This is a genomic window from Microbacterium maritypicum (assembly GCF_008868125.1).
GTDB lineage: Bacteria > Actinomycetota > Actinomycetes > Actinomycetales > Microbacteriaceae > Microbacterium > Microbacterium maritypicum.
The window spans coordinates 60,053-84,323 of record NZ_WAAQ01000001.1; the positions used below are offsets into that span (position 1 = coordinate 60,053).

The following is a 24,271-nucleotide window of genomic DNA, read 5'->3' on the forward strand; positions in this document are numbered from 1 at the left end:
ACCTCCCATCCGAGGCGGAATCGGCGTAGACTGGATGTCACGCGAGAGAAGGAGCATCACGAATGCGCGGAGTAGTCATGCACGCCCCCGGCGACGTCAGAGTCGAGGAGCGGGAGAAGCCCACCATCACCCGACCCACCGACGCCGTGATCCGGATCGCGGCGACCTGCATCTGCGGCTCCGACCTGTGGCCGTACCGCGGTGCGAACGAGGTCGATCATGACCCGATGGGGCACGAGTACGTCGGCGTCGTGGAGGAGATCGGCGCCGAGGTGCAGACGCTGAAGGTCGGCGACTTCGTGGTCGGCTCGTTCATGGCGTCCGACAACACGTGCGAGATCTGCCAGGCGGGCTACCAGTCCCGCTGCGTGCACGTCGTGCCGATGGGCAGATACGGCACGCAGGCCGAGTACGCGCTCATCCCGCACGCCGACGGCACGCTGGTCGTCACACCCGGACAGCCCGATGCCGACCTGATCCACTCGCTGCTCGCCGCATCCGACGTCCTCGGCACGGGCTGGTTCGCGGCCGTCGCCGCCGAGGTCGGACCGGGCAAGACCGTCGCCGTCGTCGGTGACGGTGCCGTGGGGCTCCTCGGCATCCTCGCCGCGCGGGAGCTCGGCGCCGAGCGCATCATCGCGATGAGTCGGCACGCCGATCGGCAGGCGCTGGCGCGCGAGTTCGGCGCGACCGACATCGTCTCCGAGCGTGGAGACGCGGGTGTCGCGCGCATCAAGGAGCTCACGAACGGCCTCGGCGCGCACTCGGTGATCGAGGCGGTCGGCACGCAGGAGTCCATGATGCAGGCGATCCGCTCCACCCGCCCCGGCGGCCATGTCGGCTACGTCGGCATCTCCCACGACGTGGCGATGCCGGGCGACGAGCTGTTCTTCTCCGGCGTGCACCTGCACGGCGGTCCTGCGCCGGTACGCCGCTTCCTCCCCGAGCTGATCCAGCTCATCTGGGACCGGAAGATCGACCCGGGCAAGGTCTTCGACCTGACCCTCCCGTTGGAGGAGGCCGCGGAGGGCTACCGGGCGATGGACGAGCGCCGGGCGACCAAGGTGCTGCTCACGCTCTGACCTCCGGGGGTGCTTCCTGCTTCGCGCGTCGCCGGACGAGCTTCAGCTCGCTCGCGAGGATCCCGAGCACGACGAGCGCCCCGCCGATGAGTGCGGTCGCGGGCAGGCGTTCACCGGCGATGCGTCCGATGACCCCTGCCCACACCGGCTCTCCGGCGTAGATGATGGTCGCGCGGGTGGGTGACACCGACTTCTGCGCCCAGTTCATGGTCAGCTGGATCAGACAGCTCGCCGCCCCCAGCCCGACCGCGCAGCCGACCCAGACCCAGGAGAACTCCGGCACGCCCTCGCCCACCACCGGCATCGTGAGCAGCCCCAGCACTCCCGCGGTCAGCAGCTGCACGACGGTGATGCGTCCGAGGTCGATCTTCCCCGCGAACAGGCTGATCAGGATGATCTCCGCGGCGATCGGCACGGTGCTGATCATGGTCGCGATCTCGCCGGCGCCGAGCGTCAGCGCGAAGGCGTCGGGTCCCGCGATGAACAGCAGCCCGACGAAGGCCAGCCCCGCGCCGACGAACGCCATGGCGGGCGGACGCTTGCGGAACACGGCCCACTGCGCGAGCGGCACCAGCGGCACGTACATCGCGGTGATGAAGGCCGAGGTGCTGCTGTCGATGCTCTGCAGCCCCAGCGTCTGCAGACCGTAGCCGAGGTAGATCATCACGCCGATCGCGACGCCGGCGCCGATGTCGCGCCAGCGGATGCCGTGCAGCACGCGGCGGAAGATCACGACGCTGATGAGCCCTGCGATGAGGAACCGGATGCCGACGAAGAACCAGGGACCCGCGTGCTCCATCGCCCAGTGCACCAGCAGGAACGTGCTGCCCCAGACCGCGGTGATCGCGATGAGCGCGGCCTCCTGCGGACGCAGCCGCATGAAACGCAGACGAGAGGGCATCGTTGGCCCTTTCTCGACGTTGCCGGATAGAGCCTAACGGGCCGCGACCGCCGCACGGATCGTGACGGGAGAAGACGTACGCGCACCGGATGCCGTGGCCGACTCGGTAGCCTCGCAGCATGAGCGACTTCGTGAGTGCCGTCGAGCTGAACGACCTTCTGACCCGGGGAGAGCCGGTGCGCGTGATCGATGTGCGCTGGCGGCTCGACCGTCCCGAGGCGGGGCATGGCGACTACCTCACCGGACACATCCCCGGTGCCGTGTTCGTCGGGCTCGACACCGAGCTGTCCACCCACGGCGAGCCCTCGGAGGGACGGCACCCGCTGCCGTCGACGGCCGCCCTCCAGGAGGCGGCCCGTCGATGGGGCGTGCGAGCCGGTGAAACCGTCGTCGCCTACGACGACTTCAAGAGCATCTCGGCTGCCCGCGCGTGGTGGCTGCTGCGTCAGGGCGGCATCGACGTGCGCGTGCTCGACGGCGGTATCCAGGGCTGGAAGGCCACGGGGTTCGACGTCGCGACCGACGATGTGCGCCCGGAGCCGGGCGACGTCGTGCTCCGCCCGATCGGCGGCGATGCGATCTCGATCGACGAGGCTGCCGCCTTCCCGGCATCCGGCGTGCTGATCGACGCCCGTGCTGCCGATCGGTATCGCGGTGACTCCGAGCCCTACGACCCGGTCGGCGGGCACATCCCCGGCGCGCGCAACCTTCCCGAACCCGTGCACTTCGACGCGCAGGGGCGCATCCTCGATCGAGAGACGATCCTGGCGAGCTTCGCCGAGGTCGGCGTGACCCCGGGGACGACGGTCGCGGCGTACTGCGGTTCCGGTGTGACGGCCGCCCACACGGCGCTGGTCCTGCACGAGGTCGGCATCGACGCGAAGGTCTTCCCCGGATCGTGGAGTCAGTGGTCCAACACCCCTGGCCGTCCGGTCGCGACGGGCGATCAGCCCGGCTGATCCTCGCGGGGACCGTATCCCCAGTGCAGGCTGAGGGTGCCGGGGCCGAACGCCCTGCGCACCAGATGCACCGACGTTCCGCGCGGCGGCGGCAGCGGCGTCACCGTCACGCCGTCCGGCGTCTCGACGTGCTCCTCGCACCAGTCCGGGATGGCATCGGGGTGAAAGCGCGTCCACACCAGCAGCTCTCTGGCCTTCTGAGCCACGGCGTGACCGGTGTCGTGCGTCTGCGGATAGTCGGGCGGATACTCGACCGACCATTCGACCATCGCGGTCTCCGGCGCCGTCAGAGGCACGTCGAGCTCGAACAGCACCCCGTGCACCTCACCGTCCGGGTGGGAGTATCGAGCGGCGATCCTGCCGCCGGACACGGCCGCCAGCTCCGGTGCGGGGGTGCGCACCCCGGGGTTGATCTCCAGGAAGGGGATCGCCGTGATGGTGCCCACCGTGGACTGCACGATGCTGCGCGTGATGCTGGAGGCGATGTTGCCGTCGGCGCCCACATCGGTCACCGAATGGGTCGTGAGCTCGCGCGAGGTGTCGGGATACGAGGCGCCGAGCGCGCGGAAGGCCTCGATCACGGCCAGCTCGAGCTCTTCCTCCTCGATCGGGAACTGGTTAGGGCCGAGCGGCCCCGTGCGGTTCGTCGAGCGGAGCAGTCTGCTCAGGGCGCCGACGTCGAGCCCGAGGAGCTCCTCGATGTCGGAGAGCGCGGCCAGCGACTGCACGCCCTCCGGCCGTCGCGCGCCCGATCGCCAATAGCTCAGCGTCGCCATGGACACGCGATTCCCGCGGGCCTTGAGCTGCCGCTGCAGCCACGACAGCGTCACCGGCTTGGCGTTTATCGCGTCGCGCAGGGCGTTCGCGAAGTCATCGGATTCGGCTCTGCGCGCGTCATCTTCGATATTCATCACAGATCCCCTCCGGTATGTGAAGATCAGCGCCTTAGAGTGAGCATACGACCGCACGCGCGTACCTCAGGGGACCGGGTGGGCATGTGGGGTCACTTGGCCGTCTTCGCAGGCAGGGTGCCCAGTCCTGCGATCACCGGCCTGACGCAGTGATGCCCCCCTTGCTGCGTATGTCGTGAAGCCCGGCAATCGATCTGGGGAGATCAGCCGGGCTTCACGAATCCTCCCTCCGCGCGGCTCCCGGCGTTGCGTCTGCGCAGCCCCGCGTAGACTGGGAGCAATACCCCGGAGGACTCTGGACCGTCATGTCTGCCCCTGCTCGCGCATTCACCATGCGCCACGTGCAATTGCTGCGCGCTCTGTTCGCCGCAGTCGCTGCGCTGATGATCACGTTCTCGTCCGATCACTCGGCACCCGTCGGTCTGTCCGTCTTCAGCGGCTTCGTCCTCATCACCGCCCTCGTGCAGGTGCTCGCGGCCTGGCTGGTCGTTCCCGCAGGGGCGCGCTGGTCGTACGTGCTGCTCGCAGCGGTCGGCATCGTCGCCGGCATGGTGAGCGGCATCCCGGCCTGGCGCTCCGATGATCTGTTCTTCGTCGTCGTGTCGTCCTGGGCGATCGTCAGCGGCGGCATCGAGCTGCTCGCTGGGATCCGGGCTCGTCGCACCGGCGGCATGCTGTCCCGCGACGCGATCTCCGTGGGGGCGCTGGGTGTTCTGCTCGGTGTCGTCCTGCTGCTGATCCCGGCCGGTTTCCTGCAGGAGTACACGATCGACAAGGCCGGCACATTCGTGCTCTCCGGCATCATCCTCGGTGTCGGCATGTTCGGCGGCTATGCGGCGATCGTCGCCGTCTTCCTCGGCATCGCCGGCCTCACGCCGAAGCAGATCGACGCCGCGACCGCGGCATCCGATTCGAACGACAGCGCCGCTCCCGCGGAGCACGGAGGAGAGCGATGAGCGACGAGAAGCCCACCCGCCGGGACATTCTGCGGCCCCTGCACCTGCTCCTCATCGCGGCCGGCTGCGGCGTCTTCGCCATGGTCGTCACGCTGGTCTCCACCGGTGCCTTCACCTCTCGGGTGAACGCGTCGATCGCGAACGGCACGTACGACGGGCTGACCCCGTTGGCGCTGGGCCTCGTCGTCGGCGGTGGGGCCTTCATCGTGACGCTGCTGATCCTCGCGATGCTGATCCTCGCCGTCGATCCGGCCGACGTCACCAAGACGATCGATCGTCCGGTGCTGTACGACGAGGAGCCCGAGGGAGACGACCCCGACTCCGAGGCGACCGGCCGCCGCGCCTCCTCCTGATCCGCGCGCATCGCGCACCGGTCGGAATATCGGTGCGACCGATCGGCTTGTCCCTGTAGTGACTGCCTCCGTCGACCGCGCCTCCATCGGACTCCGGTCGGAGCGAGGCCCCATCCTCGGCGCGCTCATGCTCGCCACCGGCCTCATCGCGATCGATGCCACGATCCTCGCGACCGCGGTGCCCAGCATCGTCCGCGATCTCGGCAGCTACCAGCAGTTCCCGTGGCTGTTCTCGGTGTATCTGCTCGCGCAGGCCGTGAGCGTGCCCATCTACTCCCGATTCGCCGACACCGTGGGCCGCAAGCCGATCATCCTCCTCGGCATCGTGCTGTTCCTGCTCGGTTCCCTCCTGTGCGGATTCGCCTGGAGCATGCCGGCGCTGATCGTGTTCCGCATCATCCAGGGCATCGGCGCCGGTGCCGTCGCCCCCATGGCGATGACCATCGTCGGCGACATCTACACGGTCGCCGAGCGCGCCAAGGTACAGGGGTACGTCGCGAGCGTGTGGGCCATCTCTTCGGTCGTCGGTCCGGCACTCGGCGGAATCTTCGCCCAGCTCGACGCCTGGCGGTGGATCTTCTGGATCAACATCCCGCTCTGCCTGATCGCCGGGTGGATGCTGCTGCGCAACTACAAGGAGCAGAAGCAGACCCAGCGCCACAGCATCGACTACGCGGGCGCGGTGCTGCTCACGATCGGGTTGACCGCGGTCATCCTCGGCATGCTGGAGGGCGGCAACGCGTGGGCATGGCTGTCCGTGCAGAGCGCGCTCTGCTTCGGGATCGGGGTGATCGCCCTCGTGGCCTTCGGCATCGTCGAGCGCCGCGTCGCCGAGCCGATCGTCGACCTGCGTCTCGCGGCTCGTCGGCTCATCCTCACCACCACGCTCGTGTCGCTCGGCATCGGCGCGCTGATGCTCGGTGTCACCAGCTTCGCTCCGGCCTACCTCGAGGGATCCACCGGCATCGCCCCGCTGCTCTCCGGCCTCGCGGTCGCGGCGCTGACCCTCGGCTGGCCGCTCGCCGCGGCGAACGCAGGACGCCTGTATCTGCGGATCGGCTTCCGCCGCACCACGCTGATCGGCATGAGCATCACGACGGTTGCCGCCATCGCGCTGGCCGCCGTCGCCTCGTGGCCGAACCCGTTCGTGATCGCCGGCATCGCCTTCGTGCTCGGTTTCGGACTCGGGTGGAGCGCGGCGCCGACCCTGATCGCCGCGCAGGCCTCGGTCGGCTGGGGCGAGCGCGGGGCGGTGACGGGCATGAACGCGTTCGCACGGTCGGCCGGAAGCGCCGTGGGCGTCGCGGTGTTCGGCGCCATCTCCAACGCGGTCATCGCGCAGGGAGCGGGTCCTGACGACCCCGGCACGATCATCCATGCGTCGGTCTGGGTGTTCGTCGCGGTCGCCGTGACCGCCGTGCTCACCCTGATCGCCGCCGCGTTCATGCCGAAGGACAGGGTCGAAGAGCACTCCGGAGAGCCGGCTCCCTAGTCACGGGGCCGTGCGCTCGGAGTACCCGTCGAGCGCGAACCGCGCTCAGCGGGCGAGGCGCTCCGCGATGCCCGTGTACGTCGCCGGGGTCAGCGCGAGCAGGCGCTGCTTGGCGGCGTCGCCGATCTCGAGACCCTGCACGAACTCGGCGAGGTCTGCGGCCCCCACCCGGTGTCCGCGCGTCAGCTCCTTGAGCAGCGCATAGGGGTCGGTGATCGTGGAGCGTCCGGCGACGACCTCGGCGCGGATGACGGTCTGGATGGCCTCGGCCAGAACTTCCCAGTTCACGTCGAGGTCGGCCAGCAGCACGTCACGCGAGAGCGAGATCGCGTTCAGGCCTCGGCGCAGGTTGTCCAGGGCGAGCAGCGAGTGCCCGAATGCCACGCCGATGTTGCGCTGCGTGGTGGAGTCGGTGAGGTCGCGCTGCAGGCGGCTGGTGACCAGCGTCTGGCCGAGCGAGGCGAGCAGGGCACCCGAGATCTCGAGGTTGGCCTCGGCGTTCTCGAAGCGGATCGGGTTGATCTTGTGCGGCATCGTCGACGAACCGGTGGCACCGGCGACCGGGATCTGCGCGAAGTAGCCGAGCGAGATGTAGGTCCAGATGTCGGTCGCGAGGTTGTGCAGGATGCCGCCGGCGTGACGCACGCGGTCGTAGAGCTCGACCTGCCAGTCGTGCGACTCGATCTGGGTGGTGAGGATGTTGAACCCCAGGCCCATGCCCTCGATGTACTCGCGGGCGATGGTCGGCCAGTCGGCGTCGGGGTCGGCCGCGAGGTGCGCGGACCAGGTGCCGGTGGCGCCGGAGAACTTGGCCAGGTAGTCGGATGCCGCGATCTGGCCGCGTACGCGCTCGAGACGCCACGCGAACACCGCGAGCTCCTTGCCCATGGTCGACGGCGTCGCGGGCTGACCGTGCGTGCGGGAGAGCATCGCGGCGTCGGCGTGCTCGACGGCGAGCTCGCGCAGCTTCGCGATCACGGTGTCGAGCGCCGGGAGCCAGACCTCTTCGACGGCGCGCTTCACGGTGAGGGCGTACGAAGCGGAGTTGATGTCCTCGCTCGTGGCGGCGAAGTGCGTGAGCTCGGCGATGCCGTCGAGTCCGAGCGTCGAGAGCCGGTCGCGCACGAGGTACTCGATCGCCTTCACATCGTGCTGGGTGACCGCTTCCTTCTCGGCCAGCCAGTCGATCTCGGCCTGCCCGAAGTCGCGGTAGAGGGCGCGCAGGCGCTCCTTGTCGGCGTCGGAGAGCGGAGTCGTCTCGAACAGCGAGCGGTCGGTGAGTGCGATCAGCCACTCGACCTCGACCTCGACGCGCGCCCGGTTCAGGCCCGCCTCGGACAGGAAGTCGGCGAGACCGGTGACGGCGCCGCGGTAGCGACCGTCGAGCGGGCTCAGGGGCTGGGGCGGGAGCGAAGGCTGGAAAGTCAGGGGAGTCCTCCTGATCGGGCCCCTCAGAGGCGGGGCGTGCGGGGGAGACGCAGAGCGGGTTCGAGCTGACGGAACAGGCCCCGAGTCGCCGCCTCAATCATACCGAGCACGGAATCGAACATTTCCGCTCCCGCGTAGTACGGATCGGGCACATCGTGGCTCGAGGCGTTCGGATCGAAGGCCAGCAGCAGGGTGACCTTGCCCTCCTCATCCTCGTCGTGCGCCCACTCCCTCAGGATGCGCTCATGGGTGCGGTCGAGCGCGACGACGAGATCGTTGTCGGCGAACGCCGCAGCGGTGAACTGGCGGGCGCGGTGCTGCGAGCCGTCGTAGCCGCGTCGGGCCAGCGAATCGATCGTGCGGTGGTCGGCCCGCTCGCCGAGATGCCAGTCGCCGGTTCCCGCACTGCGCGAGACGATGCGCGGGCCGAGTCCCTGCCGTTCGGCGAGGTCGCGGAAGACGACCTCGGCCATGGGAGAGCGGCAGATGTTCCCCGTGCAGACGAAGATCACGCGGAATGGATCCGGGGATGTCACAGATACATTCTGCCCGCCCTCGGGCGTCCTGCACAGCGCGAGCCGTCTCCCGCGACCTTCTGCACATCCCGAGCGGGCGTTGCTCTCTCCACCGGTCGTGCGGATCGGGTGGGGCGGGTGGCCCGTGATCGCGGATGCTGAGGCCATGTACTCGTTCGCGCACGACCTGTCCGGCGGCTCCTCCACGGCGTGGGGGCAGGTCCTGGCGTGTCGGGAGATCGGCGAGGCCCTCTCGACGCTCGAGGAGGCAGGCGTGACGCTGGTCTCGCTCATCGATGCGTCCGACTGGCGATCCGCGGGTCTCCGTGCGCTGAACGAGCTGCTCGCGCGAGTGCGTGATGACACCGCCGTCGAGATCGGGAACCTCGAGGTGAGGCGGTGGGAGCTGGGTGAAGGGAGCGCCGGATGAGGCGGATCACGAGTGCGGAGGCGTCGACGAACGCCGGGGAGCTGGAGATCGATCACGGCGGGGCGATCGCCGTCGACACCGAGCAGCTGCGCGAGGTCGGCGCGCGCCTGCGCACGGTGGCATCGAGGTTCGCCGAGGCACGCGAGGCGGTCGGTCGCGCGCAGGCGCTCCTCTCCTCCTCCGCACAGGCGGATCCGCACGTCGACCTCGGTGCTCTCCGACGCAGCGGCGACCAGGTGGGCAAGCTGGGTGCCGAGATCGAGAACGCCGGCACCGGAACGCTGCTGATGGCCGATGCGTTCGAGGTTGTCGAGCTGCGAGCACAGGCGGAGGCCCTCGCTCTCACCGACGCCGCGGCGGCGAACGAAGCGCAGGCGCGCGCCGACGAGCTGGTCGAGGCAGACGCACGGCTGGGGACCATGGCGGACTGGCTGGTGGCGGGCTGGAAGCGGCAGCGCTTCGACGGGCTCGGCGACCAGTACGACCCGGACGGCCCGCTCCCGTCGGTGTTCGTGGCCGGCGCCCTGGTGGGCGTCGCTTCGGGGCTCGGCAAGGTCCGACCGGGCATGGTGCTGTCGGGGGTGACGGATCCCGTGCGGGTGACGCCGGTCAAGACCACGACTCCGAACGCGCCGACAGGCCTCGCGGCGGCCTTCCGGCGGGTACCAGGAGCGACCGCGCAGGTCGCGGTCGAGAAGTACACGATGGTCGGGGGCGCGACCCGGTACGTGGCCTACATCGCCGGGACTCGGAATTCGCTGCCGTGGCAGGCGGGGGAGTCGGAGCCGTGGGACATGAAGTCGAACGTCGAGCTCTATCAGGGCGGCCCGTCGGCGTCGTATCAGGCCACCCTCGATGCCCTCACGGCGGCCGGTGTGGAGCCGGGCGACCGGGTCGACGTGGTCGCGCACTCGCAGGGCGGGATGATCGCCGCCCGCCTGGCGATGGAGAGCGAGTTCGAGGTGTCGGTCATGATGACGGCGGGCAGTCCCACCGAGCCGAGTCTGACCGACGACCAGACTCTGCTCCAGCTTCGTCATACCGACGACGTCGTGTCCGCGCTCGCCGCGGGCGGGTCGGCGGAGGGGACGGGATCTCCCGACAGTTTCACCGCGTCGCGCGTCGGCGATCCGCACGGCGGAATCCAGGATCTGAAGCTGCAGACCCACGGCCTGGAGACCTACGTCGCGACGGCGGAGATGGTCGACGCGTCAGACGACCCGCGGGCCGAGGCCGTCGACGAGTACTGGGAAGAGCTCGGTGAAGCCGTGGAGGTCGAGCGTATCGAGTTCCACGCCGAGCGGGCGGGGTGAACCCGACCGACTCAGTCGCGGCGGTTCTTGCTCTGCGGTCGCAGGATGAAGCCGAAGATGCCGTTGATCACCGAGATGATGAGCGCGGCGAGCACGCCCCACCAGAAGTCGCCGACCGTCAGGCCCCAGCCGAAGCCGCTCGTGATCCACGCGGTCAACCACAGCAGGAAGCCGTTGATCAGGAAGCCGATCAGACCGAACGTGATGATGTAGAGCGGGAACGCGACGATCTTCACGATCGTGCCGATGATCGTGTTCACGAGCGCGAAGATCGCAGCCACCGCGAGCAGGGTCAGTACGAGCTGCAGCGTCTCGCCCGGCGGGAAGGCGGTGATCACGACCTGCAGGGCAGGGATCAGGGTGACGACCCAGAGGGCGAAGGCGTTGACGACGACGCGGATGATGAAGCGCATGGTCCGACCAGTGTCCCACGGGCGCCCGCGAGTTGTCAGCCTGCGGTGTCTTCTGCAATGTGTGCGGAGATGACCTGTGCGATCTGGTGCAGGTCCAGTCGGCTCTGTGCGACGTCGAGAACGAAGTCGAATGCCTCGTCGTTCGTGAACGTCACCTCGTATCCGTTGAGTCGGATGAAGATGAACGTGAGGTACAGAGAGATCCGCTTGTTGCCGTCGAACAGCGCGTGGTTCTGTGCGACCGAACTGATCAGCGCCGCGGCCTTCTCCGCGAAGGTCGGATACGCATCGACGCCGAACATCCCCGCTGAAGAGCGAGCGAGCGCGGAGAAGAGCAACCCTTCGTCACGGACGTGCAGTCCGAGCTTCCCTATCAGGGCGAGGGCCTGCGCCGGCTCGATGTACTCCGTCGTCATCGCTCAGGCGTCTTCGAGTCGCTTGAGAGTCTCGGCGTAGCGTTCGGTCACCTCGTCGGCGATCGAGAGCACGCGGTCTGTCTTCGACTCGCTGTTCGCGAACCGCGCTGCCGCCTCGATGATCACCGCGTGCTTCGAAGTGTGCCGGGCGCGCGCGATCGCCTCGAGCTGTGCATCGAGTTCTTCCGGAAGTCGCACCGTCATCGCCATACCAGAATGGTATCACCGCGTATCGAGTGCCGACAGGGGAGAAGCCGCAAATGGCCGATCCCGCCGCCCTCGTAGACTCGACCTCGTGACCGAGCCCATCCTGCCCCGCATCCGTCCCGCCATCGCCGCGCTCGCGCCGTATCGCCAGGGCAAGCAGGCAGGCCCCGACGCGTTCAAGCTCTCGAGCAACGAGAACCCGTTCGATCCCCTGCCCTCGGTGCTCGAGGCGCTGCAGAGCACGACGCCGATCAACCGCTACCCCGACGCCACGGCCGGGCGCCTGCGCGCGCGTCTCGGTGCCCGCTACGGGGTCGAGCCCGACCAGGTGCACGTCGCATCCGGCAGCGTGTCGATCCTGCACCAGCTGATCCTCGCGACCGCGTCGGTGGGTGATGAGGTCATCTACGCCTGGCGCTCCTTCGAGGCGTACCCCAGCCTGCCGCTGGTGGCCGGTGCGACCGGGGTGCAGGTGCCGCTCACCGCCGATTCCCGCCACGATCTCGATGCGATGGCGGACGCGGTGACCGATCGCACCCGCGCGATCATCCTGTGCACGCCCAACAACCCGACCGGGCCGATCATCACCTCGGCCGAGTTCGCCGCCTTCGTCGAGCGCGTCCCGAACGACGTCCTGATCATCCTCGACGAGGCGTACACCGAGTTCGTCACGGCGCCCGACGCGGTCGACGGCCTCGCCGAGCGCGTGTTCGAACAGCACCCGAACGTGGTGGTGCTGCGCACCTTCTCGAAGGCGTACGGTCTCGCCGGCCTCCGCGTCGGCTATGCGATCGGACACGAGAAGGTGCTCGACGCCGCGCGCACCACCGGTATCCCGCTCTCGGTCACCTCCGCCGCGGAGAACGCCGCGATCGCCAGCCTCGACGCCGAGCCCGAGCTTCTGGAGCGCGTCGCCGTGATCGTCGAGCGACGCGCCCGCCTCCTGGAGGGCCTCCGCGCGCAGGGCTGGGACGTGCCAGACTCCCAGTCCAACTTCGTCTGGCTGCCCGCGGGCGAGCGCACCGACGACGTGGCTGCGGCCTTCGTGGAGAACGACCTCATCGTCCGTCCGTTCTCGGGAGACGGCATCCGCATCTCGGTGGGCGAGGAAGACTCCATCGCCCGCGTGCTCGAGGTGGCAGCCTCCGTCCGCTGAGGCGGTCCCTCCCCCTGGTTCGGGCGGTTTTCCGCGGTTTTCTCCGGGTTCCCGCCAGTTACAAGGGCGTCCTAGGTATGCGTGACCTGGCATGCGGGCGCGGGTAGCGTGAGAGCGTGACCACCTCCGAGACACCCCTTGTGAGCGTTCTGGACGAGACCGGACGCTACGCGCCGTCCGCCGCCGCTGAGCGATACCTTCCCCTGATCGAAGCGATCGGCGACGCGGAACTCGAGCAGTTCTACCGGGACATGGTCGTGATCCGTGCGATCGACACCCAGGCGACGAACCTGCAGCGGCAGGGGCAGCTCGCGCTGTGGCCGCCGAGCCGGGGGCAGGAGGCGGCACAGGTCGGCTCCGGTCGCGCCGCCCGCGCGCAGGACACGATCTTCCCCTCGTACCGCGAGCACGCCGTGACCCGCATCCGCGGCGTCGATCCCGTCGACATCATCAAGCTGATGCGCGGCGTCTCCCACGGCGGGTGGGACCCGACCGACCCCAAGAACGGCAACACCCGGTTGTACACGCTCGTGCTCGGATCTCAGGTGCTGCACGCCGCCGGCTACGGCATGGGCCTCGTCTTCGACGGCCGCACCGGAACCGGCGATGCCGACCGCGATGAAGCGGTCATCGTCTACTACGGCGATGGTGCATCCAGTCAGGGCGACGTGCACGAGGCGATGGTCTTCGCCGCGAGCTACCAGGCGCCCACCGTCTTCTTCCTCCAGAACAACCACTGGGCGATCTCCGTGCCCGTGTCCACCCAGTCGCGCGTGCCGCTCGTGCAGCGCAGTGCCGGCTACGGCATCCCGAGCGTCCGTGTCGACGGCAACGACGTGCTCGCCAGCTACGCCGTCTCCCGTGTCGCGCTCGACGAGGCCCGCGCCGGCAACGGCCCGCAGGCGATCGAGGCCGTCACCTATCGGCTCGGCGCCCACACCACGAGCGACGACCCGACGAAGTACCGCGGCACCGACGAGGAGCAGTACTGGGCCGGTCGCGATCCGATCGTCCGGATGCGCGCGTTCCTCGAAGGGCGGGGCGCATCGGCGCAGCTGTTCGCCGACGTGGAGGCGGAGGCGGCGGATGCCGCGGAGGATCTGCGCGCCCGCACCGTGGAGCTCGGGCTGCCCAGCGCCGACAAGATCTTCGACTACGTGTACAGCGAGCCGCATCCGCTGATCGACCAGCAGAAGGCCTGGCGCGCGCAGTACGAAGCGTCGTTCGAAGGAGGAGCCCAGTGACTCTGGAGACGATGCCGCTCAGCAAGGCGCTGAACGCGGGTATGCGCAAGGCCATGGAGAACGACCCGAAGGTTCTGCTCATGGGCGAGGACATCGGCAAGCTCGGCGGCGTCTTCCGCGTGACGGAGCATCTGCAGCGCGACTTCGGAGACCGTCGGGTGCTCGACACCCCGCTGGCCGAGTCGGGGATCGTCGGCACCGCGATCGGCATGGCGATGGTCGGGTACCGTCCCGTCATCGAGATCCAGTTCGACGGTTTCGTGTTCCCCGCGTTCGACCAGATCACCACGCAGCTCGCGAAGCTCACCAACCGGCACGAGGGCGCGATCAGCATGCCCATCGTGATCCGCATCCCCTACGGCGGGCACATCGGCGCGGTCGAGCACCACCAGGAGAGCCCGGAGGCGTACTTCGCGCACACCCCCGGCCTGCGTGTGGTCTCGCCGTCGACGCCCAACGACGCGTACTGGATGATCCAGGAGGCGATCGCCTCGAACGACCCGGTGATCTTCATGGAGCCGAAGAGCCGCTACTGGCAGAAGGGCGAGGTCGAGCTCGATGCCTCCGCCGTGCCGCTGCACTCCTCGCGGGTCGTCCGCACGGGCAGCGACGTGACGCTCGTCGGGCACGGTGCGATGGTCACCACGCTCCTGCAGGCCGCGGCGCTCGCCGAGGCCGAGGGCACGAGCTGCGAGGTCGTCGACGTGCGCTCGCTGTCGCCGGTCGACTACGAGCCCATCCTCGATTCGGTGCGCAAGACCGGACGCATGGTCTACGCGCAGGAGGCCCAGGGCTTCGGCAGCATCGGTGGCGAGATCGCGGCGACCGTGATGGAGCGCGCGTTCTATGCGCTCGAGGCGCCGGTGCTGCGCGTCTCGGGCTACGACACCCCGTTCCCGCCGGCGAAGCTCGAAGGCGCGTACCTCCCTGATGCCGACCGCATCCTCGAGGCCGTCGATCGCTCCCTGGCATACTGACATCCCCGCTCGGCCGAAAGGACTCGTCATGAGCACGCAGAACTTCACCCTCCCCGATGTCGGGGAAGGGCTGACCGAGGCCGAGATCGTGGCCTGGAAGGTCGCCCCCGGCGACACGGTCGCTATCAACGACGTGGTCTGCGAGATCGAGACGGCCAAGTCTCTCGTCGAGCTGCCGTCGCCGCACGCCGGTGTGGTGGGCGAGCTGCTCGTCGCGGAGGGCACGACGGTCGAGGTCGGAACGCCCATCATCACGTTCGTCACGGAACCCGCTGCCGGTGCTCCGGTCGCTGCTGCTCCCGCCGCCCCGGCGGCGGAAGAGGGCGGCGGCTCGGTGCTGGTCGGCTACGGCACGGGAGGCGGGGCCACCTCGCGTCGCAAGCGCGCGGCCGAGCGTCCGGTGCGCTCCTCGGTCGGCGTGATTGCGAAGCCCCCGATCCGCAAGCTCGCCCGCGACCTCGGCGTCGACCTCACCGCGGTCGCCGCGACCGGCTCCGACGGCGAGGTCACGAGAGACGACGTCATGAAGCACGCCTCGCAGGCGAGTGTCTTCCGCAACATCGAGACTCCCGAGTGGGGGACCGTGCGCGAGGAGACCGTGCCCGCACCCCAGCCTGCTCCGGCAGGGCTCGCGCGAGGACTCACTCCGACCCAGCCTTCGGCTGCCGGCGATGACCGCACCGAGTCGATCCCGGTCAAGGGTGTGCGCAAGGCCACGTCTTCGGCGATGGTGCAGAGCGCGTACTCGGCCCCGCACGTGACCGTGTGGAAGGAGATCGACGCCAGCCGCACGATGGAGCTCGTCAAGCGCCTCAAGGCCTCGCCCGACTACGCCGACATCCGCGTCTCGCCGTTGCTGATCATGGCCCGCGCCGTGATCTGGGCCGCCCGCCGCACGCCCATGGTGAATGCGGCCTGGATCGAGACCGAAGCCGGCGCCGAGATCGCCGTGCGCCACTACGTGAACCTCGGTATCGCCGCCGCGACCCCGCGCGGCCTGCTCGTGCCGAACATCAAGGACGCGCAGGACCTCGGCATGAAGGACCTGGCGCGGGCGCTGAACCGCCTGACGCTCACGGCGCGCGAGGGCAAGACCCCGCCGGCCGATCAGCAGGGCGGCACGATCACCATCACGAACATCGGTGTGTTCGGGATGGATGCCGGAACCCCGATCATCAACCCCGGCGAGGCCGGCATCGTGGCGATGGGCACCATCAGCCAGAAGCCGTGGGTCGTCGACGGTGAGGTGCGTCCTCGTTGGGTGACGACGGTCGCAGGGTCCTTCGACCACCGCGTGATCGACGGCGACGGCATGAGCCGCTTCATCGCCGACGTGGCATCGGTCTTGGAGGAGCCGGCGCTGCTCGTGGACTGATATCGGACGTGAGGAGGTGCATTGGCGCACTCAGATGAAGGCTTTTGATCTTCGAACGCGCGCGAGCCGCCTATAGATCTTGATGTGACCGGAATGCGCCACTCTGCGTTCACCTAGTATCGGGAGGTGACGCCTAGTTAGATCAGGCCAGGGACAGGGGCATGCATGGCAACGAAGGCACGCATCGGCGCGGGCTTCACGCTCGGGGGGGAACAAGCGGAAGCTGATCCGCTCTCTGAGGGAGCGTTTGTCGAGTCCGGTCTGTACAGCGTGATTGCCAATCGTCAGGATCCGCGGTGTTTCGTGATCGGGCGGACCGGGTCAGGAAAGTCGGCGGCGCTACAGCACCTCGAAGAAGTCGAAGCAGACCGAGTCATTCGCATCTCGCCCGAAGACTTGTCTTTGCCCTACATCACCGACCTTCAGGTGATTCGTTTCATGGACTCGCTCAACGTCAAGCTCGACCTCTTCTGGATCGCGCTTTGGAAGCACGTGCTCCTCGTCGAGATCATTCGGCATCGCTACGGAGTTAACTCCCCCGAAACGAAGCAGCGCTTCATGGCGACCCTCCGCGACCGCCTCATTCGACAACCGGGGAAGCAGGCGGCGCTTGACTACCTCGAAGAGTTTGAAGGCAAGTTTTGGTGCGATACAGATGAGCGAGTTCGAGAGATCACCGATCGCTTCACAGAGCGCCTCGGTTTCGAAGGCGGCCTTAGCGCCGCGGCCGCTGGCTTCGGTGGCAAGCTCTCGTCTTCGGATGTAACGGAGCAGACGACCGAGTCGCGGGCGGAAATGGCCGACCGTTATCAGCGAATCGTCAATGAGACGCAGTTGGCGAAGCTCAATCAGATGCTCGCGGTACTGAACGACGAGATTCTGGATGAGGCGAACTTCACGTACATCGTGGTTGATGACCTCGACAGGGATTGGGTTGACGAACGTCTCTCTAATGACCTGATCAGGTGTCTTTTCAGAACTGTCCTCGACATGCAACGCGTCAGCAACCTCAAGATCGTTGTGGCGCTCCGGTCCAACATTTTTCAGGAGTTGGACTTTGGAGCAAGCGGGGGTCAAGAGGAGAAGTTTCGGGCGCTGATCCTTGAGATGCGATGGACGGAGCCGCTCCTTGAGGAGATTCTGAATGAGCGGGTGCGCGTTGCTGCCGCTAATTCATCGCTTGACGCCAGAGCATTTCGGGACCTAACACCGCAGCCGAACAACACGCGTGGGAATCCGATCCACTACATGCTTCAGCGGACGTTGCTTCGCCCCCGAGACGCGATTGCATACGCGAATCAGTGTTTCGCGGCTGCTGCGGGCAAGCATCGGATTGCCTGGGAAGATATCCATTCTGCGGAACGCCAATACTCGGCAAATCGCCTCCTCGCGCTACGGGATGAGTGGAAGCCAACGTACCCAGGCATCGACGAGGTGGTGATGAAGTTCAAAGGTGCGCCAGCGCGCATGAGCAAGATAGAGCTCCAGACGCGTCTCGATGACTGCATGCTCTTGATGACCTCTCCGGAGTTCTCGGGGGTGAGGTGGATGACGGAGCTCTCCCGTGCGATGTGGGGTTCCAGTGCGGAACACAGCTGGTTCGAGCTCTATCAGCCATTGCTAGCTCTTCTCTACCGCATTGGACTCGTCGGCTGCGCTGTGGGGACGAGCGCGGCTCCACTTTTCGTCGGTGACGACCCGCTGCTCGTCGACGCTCAATCGACCGTCGATCGATGCGAGTACTTTCACGTACATCGCATGTTTCACAAGGCACTCGATGTAACCCGCGCAGGAGATCGGCAGACGACGTAGGCGACGCGCAAGTAGGCCATGGTCAACTGCTCGTGGACTGACCCCGCGTCAGGCGCTCTGGCGCAGGCGCTCCTCGGCCAACAGCGGCACGGCATGCTCCCTCGCCGCACGTCGCGCCGTCGCCACGGCTCCTCGTGACACGACCTCGGCCCCGAGCGTCGAGGCCAGGATCTCGGGTGCCGGCAGGTGCAGCTCTTCGGGGAGGATGCGCCGGGCCGCGGTCAGCACGGGCTCGATGCTCTCGGCGACCGCTCCGCACACGATGACCCGCGCCGGGTCGTACATGCTGCCGAGCACGCCGACGATGCGGGCGACGGTGGCCCCGACGCGGGAGGTGACCAGCGCGGCATCCGCATCTCCTGACGCGGCGAGGGTCAGCACGAGCCGGGGATCGATGCGATCGGCCTCGACCAGCCGGCCGACCGCGCTGTCTGCGGCGATCTCGCCCTCATCCACCGCCGCGCGCACCTGATCCTGCACCGCGTAGCGGAGGCCGAACGCCGACCCCACACCGACGATGTGGTCGAACACGACGCCCTCGCCGACGCCGCCGTGCGCACCGTGAAGCACGTGGCCGTCGACGACCACGCCGCCGCCGAACCGCTCGCTCGCGAGCAGGGCGACATAGTCGCGGCACCCGATCGCTGCGCCCTCAGCGCCCTCGGCGATGGCGGCGAGCTGCGCGTCGTTCTTGATCTGGACGACCGGGGCCCAGTCGCGCAGGGCCTCGGCGAGGCCCGGGTTGGTGCGCTCCCAGAAGCCGTCGGGGTGGGGAGGGGAGATGCCGTCGCGGTTCACGGGGGCGGCGACGCCGACGCACACTGCGAGCACCTGGTCGCGCGTCACCTCGGCCTCGGCGAGCGCATCGCCCAGGCGCTCGAGGATCGTCGTGCGCCTCCCGGCGGCCGACTGCGACGGCTCGAACTCCACGCGATGATGCACGAGAGTCCGGTCGAGGGGATCGGCGACGGTGACGGCGAGGTGGGTGTCTCCCGCATCCACCCCGATCACGACGCCGAGGTCAGGGGCCAGCACGAAGCGGCGCGAGGGGCGCCCCGCGCGGTAGGTGCCGGCCGCGCGGGCGTTCGGGAGCTCGCGCAGCACGTCGGCGCCGACGAGCGTGTCGATCGCATCGATCGCGGTCGAGCGGGTGAGGGAGGTGCCCGCCATCGCCTCGGTCGCGGTGAACTCACCGGCCGTCCAGGCGAAGTCGAGGATGGCGCCGACGCTCGCGCGCCCTGTTCCCAGGTCTGCGGAGACTTCTGTCATGGCACTTGACCTCCCTGTCTTCCAATGAGAGAGTACCCTTCGGCAGAGTAAATTCGCTCACTAGATTTAGTACGCGGATCTACACGACGGAAGGACGACGGTGTCTGAGAGACGAACACACGCGGTGCGAGCGGTGGCCGCGGCCCTGGGGGTCACCCTGGTCGGCACGGCGCTGGCAGGCTGTGCCGCCGGCACGGGAGCGGAGACCATCCGCTTCACGTTCAGCAAGCGCGAGGCGATCGAGTTCATGACCGCCCTCGTCGCCGAGTACAACTCCTCGCAGAGCGATGTGAAGGTCGAGATCGACACCTCGGGCGTCGATGTCGTCTCGGCGAGCTTCGTGCGGGGCAATCCGCCCGACATCATGCTCGCCAACTACAACTACGAGATCGCCCGCTTCGTGCAGCGCTGCGCGCTCACCGACCTCTCCGAGACGGACGCCGCCGCCGGCATCCGCGACGACCTGCAGCCGCTCATGGACCAGTACGGATCCTGCGAGGGCCGCACGAGCGCGCTGCCGTACTCGGTGATGGCCGCATCCGTCATCTACAACAAGGAGATCTTCCAGGCGCAGGGCCTCGAGGTTCCGCAGACCTGGGACGAGCTGCTCGCCGTGTGCGACCAGCTGAAGGCCGCCGGCATCGATCCGTTCTACGGCACGTTCAAGGACGACTGGACCGTGGGGCAGGGGTGGTACGACTACTCCGCCGGCGGATCGGTCGACGTGGTCGACTTCTTCGACGCGCTCGCCGCCGAGGGAGCGGATGTGGGACCCGACTCCGACGTCTCGTTCTCGAAGGACTTCACCGAGCCGATGGACAGGATGCTGCAGCTCGCGAACGACTACACGAACGCGGATGCCCCGAGTCGCGGCTACGGCGACGGCAACCTCGCCTTCGGCAAGGGCGAGGCGGCGATGTACCTGCAGGGCCCGTGGGCCTTCAGCGAGATCGCGAAGACCGCGCCCGACCTGCAGCTGGGCACCTTCCCGCTGCCGATGACGAACGACCCCGCCGACCTCGGCGTGCGCGTCAACATGGACCTCGCCGCGATGATCCCGGAGGGCTCGCACCACCAGGAGGCCGCCCGCGACTTCCTCGAGTTCCTCTACGAGCCGCAGAACATCGAGGAGTACAACGCCTCGCAGCTCGGCTTCACCCCGACGAAGGGCGCTTCCGCCCCCGATGACCCCCGGGTCGAGGGCATGGTCGAGTACTACGACAACGGGCAGATCTATCAGGGCCCGTCGGTGCTCGTCCCCAAGACGCTTCCGATGATGAATTACGCGCAGGCGATGGTGCTCGGCGCCTCTCCGAACTCCATCCTGCGCACGATGGACGCGGACTGGGCCCGCATCGCCTTCCGCGCGCCGATCCCCTCGACGAAGGACACCGCGTCCGCGTCGGGCGACCCATCCGCTTCCGGCGAGACAGAGGAGTCCGCGCCATGAGCACCACCACCCCCACCGCACCCGCCGACAGCACGACCCTCATCGTCACCGGCGGCGACCGAAAGCTCCGCCGGCACACGCGTCGCGTCGAGCCGATCTACTACCTGTTCCTGCTGCCGACGCTCGCGCTCTTCACGCTCGCGATCACGGTGCCGGGTGTCATCGGCATCTTCTTCAGCTTCACCGACTCCATCGGCATCGGCGAGTGGAGCTTCAACGGGCTGACGAACTACATCGCGCTGTTCAGCGATCCGTCGATCCTGCAGAGCTACCTGTTCACCTTCGGTTTCTCCATCGCCACGGTCATCGTCGTGAACGTGGTCGCGTTCCTGCTGGCGGTCGGGCTCACCTCGCGCATCCGGTTCAAGACGGGCCTGCGCACGATCTTCGTCATCCCGATGGTGATCTCGGGCATCATCATCGCCTACGTTTTCAACTTCCTGTTCTCCAACTCGATCCCCGCGGCGGGTGCGGCAGCCGGCATCCCGTGGCTCGAGACGAGCCTGCTCGCCAACCCCGACCTCGCCTGGATCGCGATCGTCGTCGTCACCGCCTGGCAGGCCGTGCCCGGCACGCTGCTGATCTACATCGCCGGCCTCCTGTCGGTACCCGGCGAGGTCTACGAGGCGGCCAGCATCGACGGTGCCAGCAAGACGCAGCAGCTCACCCGCATCACGCTTCCGCTGGTGGCGGGGTACGTGGTGATCAACGTGATCCTCGGATTCAAGGGCTTCCTGAACGCCTACGACATCATCGTCGGCCTCACGAACGGCGGCCCCGGCACCTCGACCCGCAGCGTCGCCATGACGATCATTGCGGGCTTCAACGGCGGCGACTACGCCTACCAGATGGCCAACGCGACCATCTTCTTCATCGTCGCCGTGCTCATCTCCCTCCTCCAGCTGTCGCTGACGCGCGGAAGGAACGCACTCTGATGTCGACGCAGACACTCACCACCATCCCCACCTCGGGCAAGAAGCGCCGCGTGCGCATGGAGCGGGTGAACTGGTCGGGCACGATCATCCTGATCCTGTGCGCCGTCACCGTCCTCCTGCCGCTGTACGTGACCATCTCGATGGCCCTCAAGACCACGGGCCAGGCGGTCGACGGCAACGCCTTCTCGCTCCCGGCTCCGTTCAGCTTCGACGGCTTCGTCGAGGCATGGACCCTGACGAAGTTCCCCGTCGGCGCTGGTATCTCGCTGCTGGTCACCGCCGGCACCGTGATCGCGACGATCGTGCTGGCGGCCTTCGCCTCGTACGCGATCGTGCGCAACTGGGACCGCCGGCTGTTCCGCTACTCGTTCTTCTACCTGCTCGCGGCGATGTTCATCCCGTTCCCCGTCGTGGCGCTGCCGCAGATCCAGCTCACCGGACGCGTCGGGCTCGACAACCCGTTCGGGGTGATCATCCTCGCGACCATGTTCCAGCTGAGCTTCAGCGTGCTGCTGTTCACCGCGTTCCTGCGGTCGATCCCGATCGAGCTGGAGGAGAGCGCCCGTATCGACGGCGCGACGACGTGGCAGACCTTCTGGAAGCTGATCTTCCCCCTGCTCGCCCCCATGAGCGCCACCGTCGGCATCTTCGCGTTCCTGTACGCCTGGAACGACTTCATGATGCCGTCGCTCATCATCGCCGACCCGGCGCTGCAGACGCTGCCCGTGCGGCAGAACCTGTTCCAGAACCAGTTCAGCAACAACTACAACGTCGCGTTCGCCTCGTACCTGATGGCGATGGCGCCCGCGATCGTGGCCTACCTGTTCACCCAGAGATGGGTCATGGAAGGCGTCACGCAGGGCGCCGTCAAGGGCTGACGCTCACCGAAGCCCCCGACCCCCGGAAAGAAAGAAGGAGTTCCCCCCTCATGACCGACGCGCTTCTCGTCGAGACCCGCACCGCCCCAGACGCCGCCTGGTGGCGTCAGGCGGCCGTCTACCAGATCTACCCGCGCAGCTTCGCCGACGCGAACGGCGATGGGATCGGCGACATCCCGGGCATCGTCTCGCGGGCCGATTACCTCCGCGACCTCGGCATCGATGCGGTCTGGCTGAGCCCGTTCTATCCGTCTGCGCTCGCCGACGGCGGATACGACGTCGCCGATTACCGCGACGTCGACCCGCGGTTGGGCACCCTCGCCGACTTCGACGACATGGTCGAGGCGCTGCACTCCCGCGGCATCCGGGTGATCGTCGACATCGTCCCGAACCACTCCTCCGACCAGCACGAATGGTTCCAGGAGGCGCTCGCCGCCGGTCGCGGCTCGGCCGCGCGCGATCGCTACATCTTCCGTGAGGGCACCGGCCCCGACGGCTCCGAGCCGCCGACCGACTGGGACTCGGTGTTCGGCGGCAGCGCGTGGGAGCGGGTCGAAGACGGGCAGTGGTACCTGCACAACTTCGCCGTGGAGCAGCCCGACCTCAACTGGGATCACCCCGAGGTGCGCGCCGACTTCCTGAAGACGCTGCGCTTCTGGTCGGACCGGGGGGTGGACGGATTCCGCATCGACGTCGCTCACATGCTCACGAAGGACCTCAGCGAGCCGCTGCCCTCGCGCGCTGAGCTCGACGCGATGGACCGCACCTCGGGCACGCATCCGATGATCGACCGCGACGACGTGCACGAGATCTACGCCGAGTGGCGTGCGGTGTTCGACGAGTACGACCCTCCGCGCACGGCCGTCGCCGAGGCCTGGGTGGAGACACCGGAGCGCCGCGCGAAGTACGCCTCGGCGGAGGGTCTCGGACAGGCGTTCAACTTCGACCTGCTGGTGGCCGACTACGACGCGGCGCAGTTCCGGAGCATCATCGCCGACAACCTGCAGCAGGCGGAGGCGACCGGATCGTCGACGACCTGGGTGCTGTCGAACCACGACGTCACCCGGCACGCCACCCGCTACGGACTCCCGGCGCTGAACGGCCGCCCGGTCAAGCAGGGCACCGAGTGGGTCAAGGCCGGGGGCCCGGCAGAGGGCCTCGATCGTGACGGCGGGCTCCGCAGGGCGCACGCAGCTACCCTGCTGCTGCTCGGTCTTCCCGGCAGCACCTACCTCTACCAGGGGGAGGAGCTCGGGCTGCACGAGGTGGCGCAGATCACCCCGGAGCAGCGTCAGGACCCCGGTTTCTTCCGCGGTGCCGAGTTCGACGGTCTGGGCCGCGACGGATGCCGCGTGCCGCTGCCGTGGACCGCGGAGGGCTCGTCCCTGGGCTTCGGCGCGGGGGGTGCGCACCTCCCGCAGCCGGCATGGTTCGCGCAGTACGCGGTCGACGTCGAGGCGGCCGACCCGTCGTCGACGCTGTCGCTGTACCGGGAGGCTCTGCGCCTGCGGCACCTGCTGCAGACCGACGAGACGCTGGAGTGGATCGACACCGGACGCGCCGACGTGCTGCGCTTCGCCCGCCCGAACGGGTGGCAGGTGGTGTCGAACTTCGGTGCCGAGCCATTCGACCTGGGTGCGGACGCCGCCGACGCGGTGCTCGTGAGCCTTCCGCTCGAGGGTTCCGCGCTTCCCGGCGAGACCACGGTCTGGATCGCGCCAGCCGCCCTGCGCGCCTGAGTTCCGCCCACATCTGCGCCGAGACCCATCGCGCTCGCCGAGACCCATCGCCCCGGTCGT

Annotated in this window: 24 protein-coding genes; 16 read left to right on the plus strand and 8 right to left on the minus strand. The window is 68.1% G+C overall.

The window, feature by feature from the left end; genetic code table 11:
- Nucleotides 1–62 precede the first annotated feature (62 nt).
- Nucleotides 63–1,082 carry a zinc-dependent alcohol dehydrogenase family protein gene (locus F6W70_RS00305; RefSeq protein ID WP_151485608.1) on the plus strand — a complete coding sequence of 340 codons (1,020 nt, stop codon included), beginning with the start codon at nucleotides 63–65 and terminating at the stop codon, nucleotides 1,080–1,082.
- Here the strand turns inward: F6W70_RS00305 and F6W70_RS00310 are convergent.
- On the minus strand, nucleotides 1,072–1,983 hold the full coding sequence (locus F6W70_RS00310; RefSeq protein WP_055875083.1) for a DMT family transporter: 912 nt from the start codon (nucleotides 1,981–1,983) through the stop codon (nucleotides 1,072–1,074). The genes F6W70_RS00305 and F6W70_RS00310 overlap by 11 nt on opposite strands.
- Nucleotides 1,984–2,102: 119 nt before the next feature.
- Here F6W70_RS00310 and F6W70_RS00315 point away from each other — a divergent pair, with 119 nt between their 5' ends.
- Entirely contained in the window at nucleotides 2,103–2,942 is an 840-nt protein-coding gene (locus tag F6W70_RS00315; protein ID WP_151485609.1) for a sulfurtransferase, read from the plus strand.
- On the opposite strand, the gene F6W70_RS00320 is transcribed toward F6W70_RS00315, so the two are convergent.
- Nucleotides 2,930–3,853: a hypothetical protein gene (locus F6W70_RS00320; RefSeq protein ID WP_151485610.1), complete on the minus strand. Its 924-nt coding sequence runs from the start codon at nucleotides 3,851–3,853 to the stop codon at nucleotides 2,930–2,932. The two genes, F6W70_RS00315 and F6W70_RS00320, sit on opposite strands and share 13 nt — an antisense overlap.
- Before the next feature lie 305 nt (nucleotides 3,854–4,158).
- On the opposite strand from F6W70_RS00320, the gene F6W70_RS00325 reads away from it, so the two are divergent.
- The 3 genes from F6W70_RS00325 to F6W70_RS00335 are packed head-to-tail and all read left to right on the plus strand — an operon-like array spanning nucleotide 4,159 to nucleotide 6,654.
- Nucleotides 4,159–4,809: an acyl-CoA synthetase gene (locus tag F6W70_RS00325; RefSeq protein WP_151485611.1), complete on the plus strand. Its 651-nt coding sequence runs from the start codon at nucleotides 4,159–4,161 to the stop codon at nucleotides 4,807–4,809.
- Nucleotides 4,806–5,162, plus strand: a complete 357-nt coding sequence (locus F6W70_RS00330; protein WP_017829767.1) for a hypothetical protein — start codon at nucleotides 4,806–4,808, stop codon at nucleotides 5,160–5,162. Before F6W70_RS00325 ends, F6W70_RS00330 begins: the two co-directional genes overlap by 4 nt.
- A 58-nt stretch (nucleotides 5,163–5,220) precedes the next feature.
- Nucleotides 5,221–6,654 (plus strand): MFS transporter, encoded by a 1,434-nt coding sequence (locus F6W70_RS00335; protein ID WP_055875077.1) that lies wholly within the window; start codon nucleotides 5,221–5,223, stop codon nucleotides 6,652–6,654.
- 45 nt (nucleotides 6,655–6,699) lie between these two features.
- Here F6W70_RS00335 and purB read toward each other — a convergent pair whose 3' ends face one another.
- Both purB and F6W70_RS00345 read right to left on the minus strand, forming a co-directional pair.
- A complete protein-coding gene (gene purB, locus F6W70_RS00340; RefSeq protein ID WP_051056563.1) occupies nucleotides 6,700–8,082 on the minus strand; it encodes an adenylosuccinate lyase in 1,383 nt (460 codons plus the stop codon).
- Between the two features lie 23 nt (nucleotides 8,083–8,105).
- A complete protein-coding gene (locus F6W70_RS00345; protein ID WP_017829763.1) occupies nucleotides 8,106–8,555 on the minus strand; it encodes a low molecular weight protein-tyrosine-phosphatase in 450 nt (149 codons plus the stop codon).
- A gap of 160 nt (nucleotides 8,556–8,715) precedes the next feature.
- On the opposite strand from F6W70_RS00345, the gene F6W70_RS00350 reads away from it, so the two are divergent.
- A complete protein-coding gene (locus F6W70_RS00350) occupies nucleotides 8,716–9,027 on the plus strand; it encodes a hypothetical protein (protein ID WP_151485612.1) in 312 nt (103 codons plus the stop codon).
- Nucleotides 9,024–10,340, plus strand: a complete 1,317-nt coding sequence (locus F6W70_RS00355; protein ID WP_151485613.1) for a hypothetical protein — start codon at nucleotides 9,024–9,026, stop codon at nucleotides 10,338–10,340. Before F6W70_RS00350 ends, F6W70_RS00355 begins: the two co-directional genes overlap by 4 nt.
- 11 nt (nucleotides 10,341–10,351) lie before the next feature.
- Here F6W70_RS00355 and F6W70_RS00360 read toward each other — a convergent pair whose 3' ends face one another.
- From F6W70_RS00360 to F6W70_RS00370, 3 genes are read right to left on the minus strand one after another with little or no spacing between them, the layout of a single operon-like run.
- Nucleotides 10,352–10,753 (minus strand): phage holin family protein, encoded by a 402-nt coding sequence (locus tag F6W70_RS00360; RefSeq protein WP_055866628.1) that lies wholly within the window; start codon nucleotides 10,751–10,753, stop codon nucleotides 10,352–10,354.
- A gap of 35 nt (nucleotides 10,754–10,788) precedes the next feature.
- Nucleotides 10,789–11,169: a type II toxin-antitoxin system death-on-curing family toxin gene (locus tag F6W70_RS00365; RefSeq protein ID WP_151485614.1), complete on the minus strand. Its 381-nt coding sequence runs from the start codon at nucleotides 11,167–11,169 to the stop codon at nucleotides 10,789–10,791.
- Nucleotides 11,170–11,172: 3 nt separating this feature from the next.
- Nucleotides 11,173–11,379, minus strand: coding sequence for a ribbon-helix-helix protein, CopG family (locus F6W70_RS00370; RefSeq protein ID WP_055866625.1), 207 nt, complete (start codon nucleotides 11,377–11,379; stop codon nucleotides 11,173–11,175).
- 85 nt (nucleotides 11,380–11,464) lie between these two features.
- Here F6W70_RS00370 and F6W70_RS00375 point away from each other — a divergent pair, with 85 nt between their 5' ends.
- From F6W70_RS00375 to F6W70_RS00395, 5 genes are all read left to right on the plus strand, one after another.
- A complete protein-coding gene (locus tag F6W70_RS00375) occupies nucleotides 11,465–12,532 on the plus strand; it encodes a histidinol-phosphate transaminase (RefSeq protein ID WP_151485615.1) in 1,068 nt (355 codons plus the stop codon).
- Between the two features lie 116 nt (nucleotides 12,533–12,648).
- Nucleotides 12,649–13,776 (plus strand): thiamine pyrophosphate-dependent dehydrogenase E1 component subunit alpha, encoded by a 1,128-nt coding sequence (locus F6W70_RS00380; protein ID WP_151485616.1) that lies wholly within the window; start codon nucleotides 12,649–12,651, stop codon nucleotides 13,774–13,776.
- Between the two features lie 11 nt (nucleotides 13,777–13,787).
- Complete coding sequence (locus F6W70_RS00385) at nucleotides 13,788–14,753, plus strand: alpha-ketoacid dehydrogenase subunit beta (protein WP_055866953.1); 966 nt, start codon at nucleotides 13,788–13,790, stop codon at nucleotides 14,751–14,753.
- 28 nt (nucleotides 14,754–14,781) lie between these two features.
- Nucleotides 14,782–16,128: a dihydrolipoamide acetyltransferase family protein gene (locus F6W70_RS00390; protein ID WP_151485617.1), complete on the plus strand. Its 1,347-nt coding sequence runs from the start codon at nucleotides 14,782–14,784 to the stop codon at nucleotides 16,126–16,128.
- A gap of 165 nt (nucleotides 16,129–16,293) precedes the next feature.
- Nucleotides 16,294–17,940, plus strand: coding sequence for a P-loop ATPase, Sll1717 family (locus F6W70_RS00395; RefSeq protein WP_151485618.1), 1,647 nt, complete (start codon nucleotides 16,294–16,296; stop codon nucleotides 17,938–17,940).
- A 48-nt stretch (nucleotides 17,941–17,988) separates the two neighbouring features.
- On the opposite strand, the gene F6W70_RS00400 is transcribed toward F6W70_RS00395, so the two are convergent.
- Nucleotides 17,989–19,209, minus strand: a complete 1,221-nt coding sequence (locus tag F6W70_RS00400) for an ROK family protein (protein WP_151485619.1) — start codon at nucleotides 19,207–19,209, stop codon at nucleotides 17,989–17,991.
- A gap of 100 nt (nucleotides 19,210–19,309) precedes the next feature.
- On the opposite strand from F6W70_RS00400, the gene F6W70_RS00405 reads away from it, so the two are divergent.
- From F6W70_RS00405 to F6W70_RS00420, 4 genes are read left to right on the plus strand one after another with little or no spacing between them, the layout of a single operon-like run.
- Complete coding sequence (locus F6W70_RS00405; protein ID WP_318278761.1) at nucleotides 19,310–20,659, plus strand: ABC transporter substrate-binding protein; 1,350 nt, start codon at nucleotides 19,310–19,312, stop codon at nucleotides 20,657–20,659.
- Complete coding sequence (locus F6W70_RS00410; RefSeq protein WP_055866606.1) at nucleotides 20,656–21,594, plus strand: carbohydrate ABC transporter permease; 939 nt, start codon at nucleotides 20,656–20,658, stop codon at nucleotides 21,592–21,594. The genes F6W70_RS00405 and F6W70_RS00410 overlap by 4 nt, the downstream gene beginning before the upstream one ends.
- A complete protein-coding gene (locus F6W70_RS00415; protein WP_055875050.1) occupies nucleotides 21,594–22,472 on the plus strand; it encodes a carbohydrate ABC transporter permease in 879 nt (292 codons plus the stop codon). Before F6W70_RS00410 ends, F6W70_RS00415 begins: the two co-directional genes overlap by 1 nt.
- 50 nt (nucleotides 22,473–22,522) lie before the next feature.
- Nucleotides 22,523–24,211, plus strand: a complete 1,689-nt coding sequence (locus F6W70_RS00420) for a glycoside hydrolase family 13 protein (RefSeq protein ID WP_151485620.1) — start codon at nucleotides 22,523–22,525, stop codon at nucleotides 24,209–24,211.
- Nucleotides 24,212–24,271 lie beyond the last annotated feature (60 nt).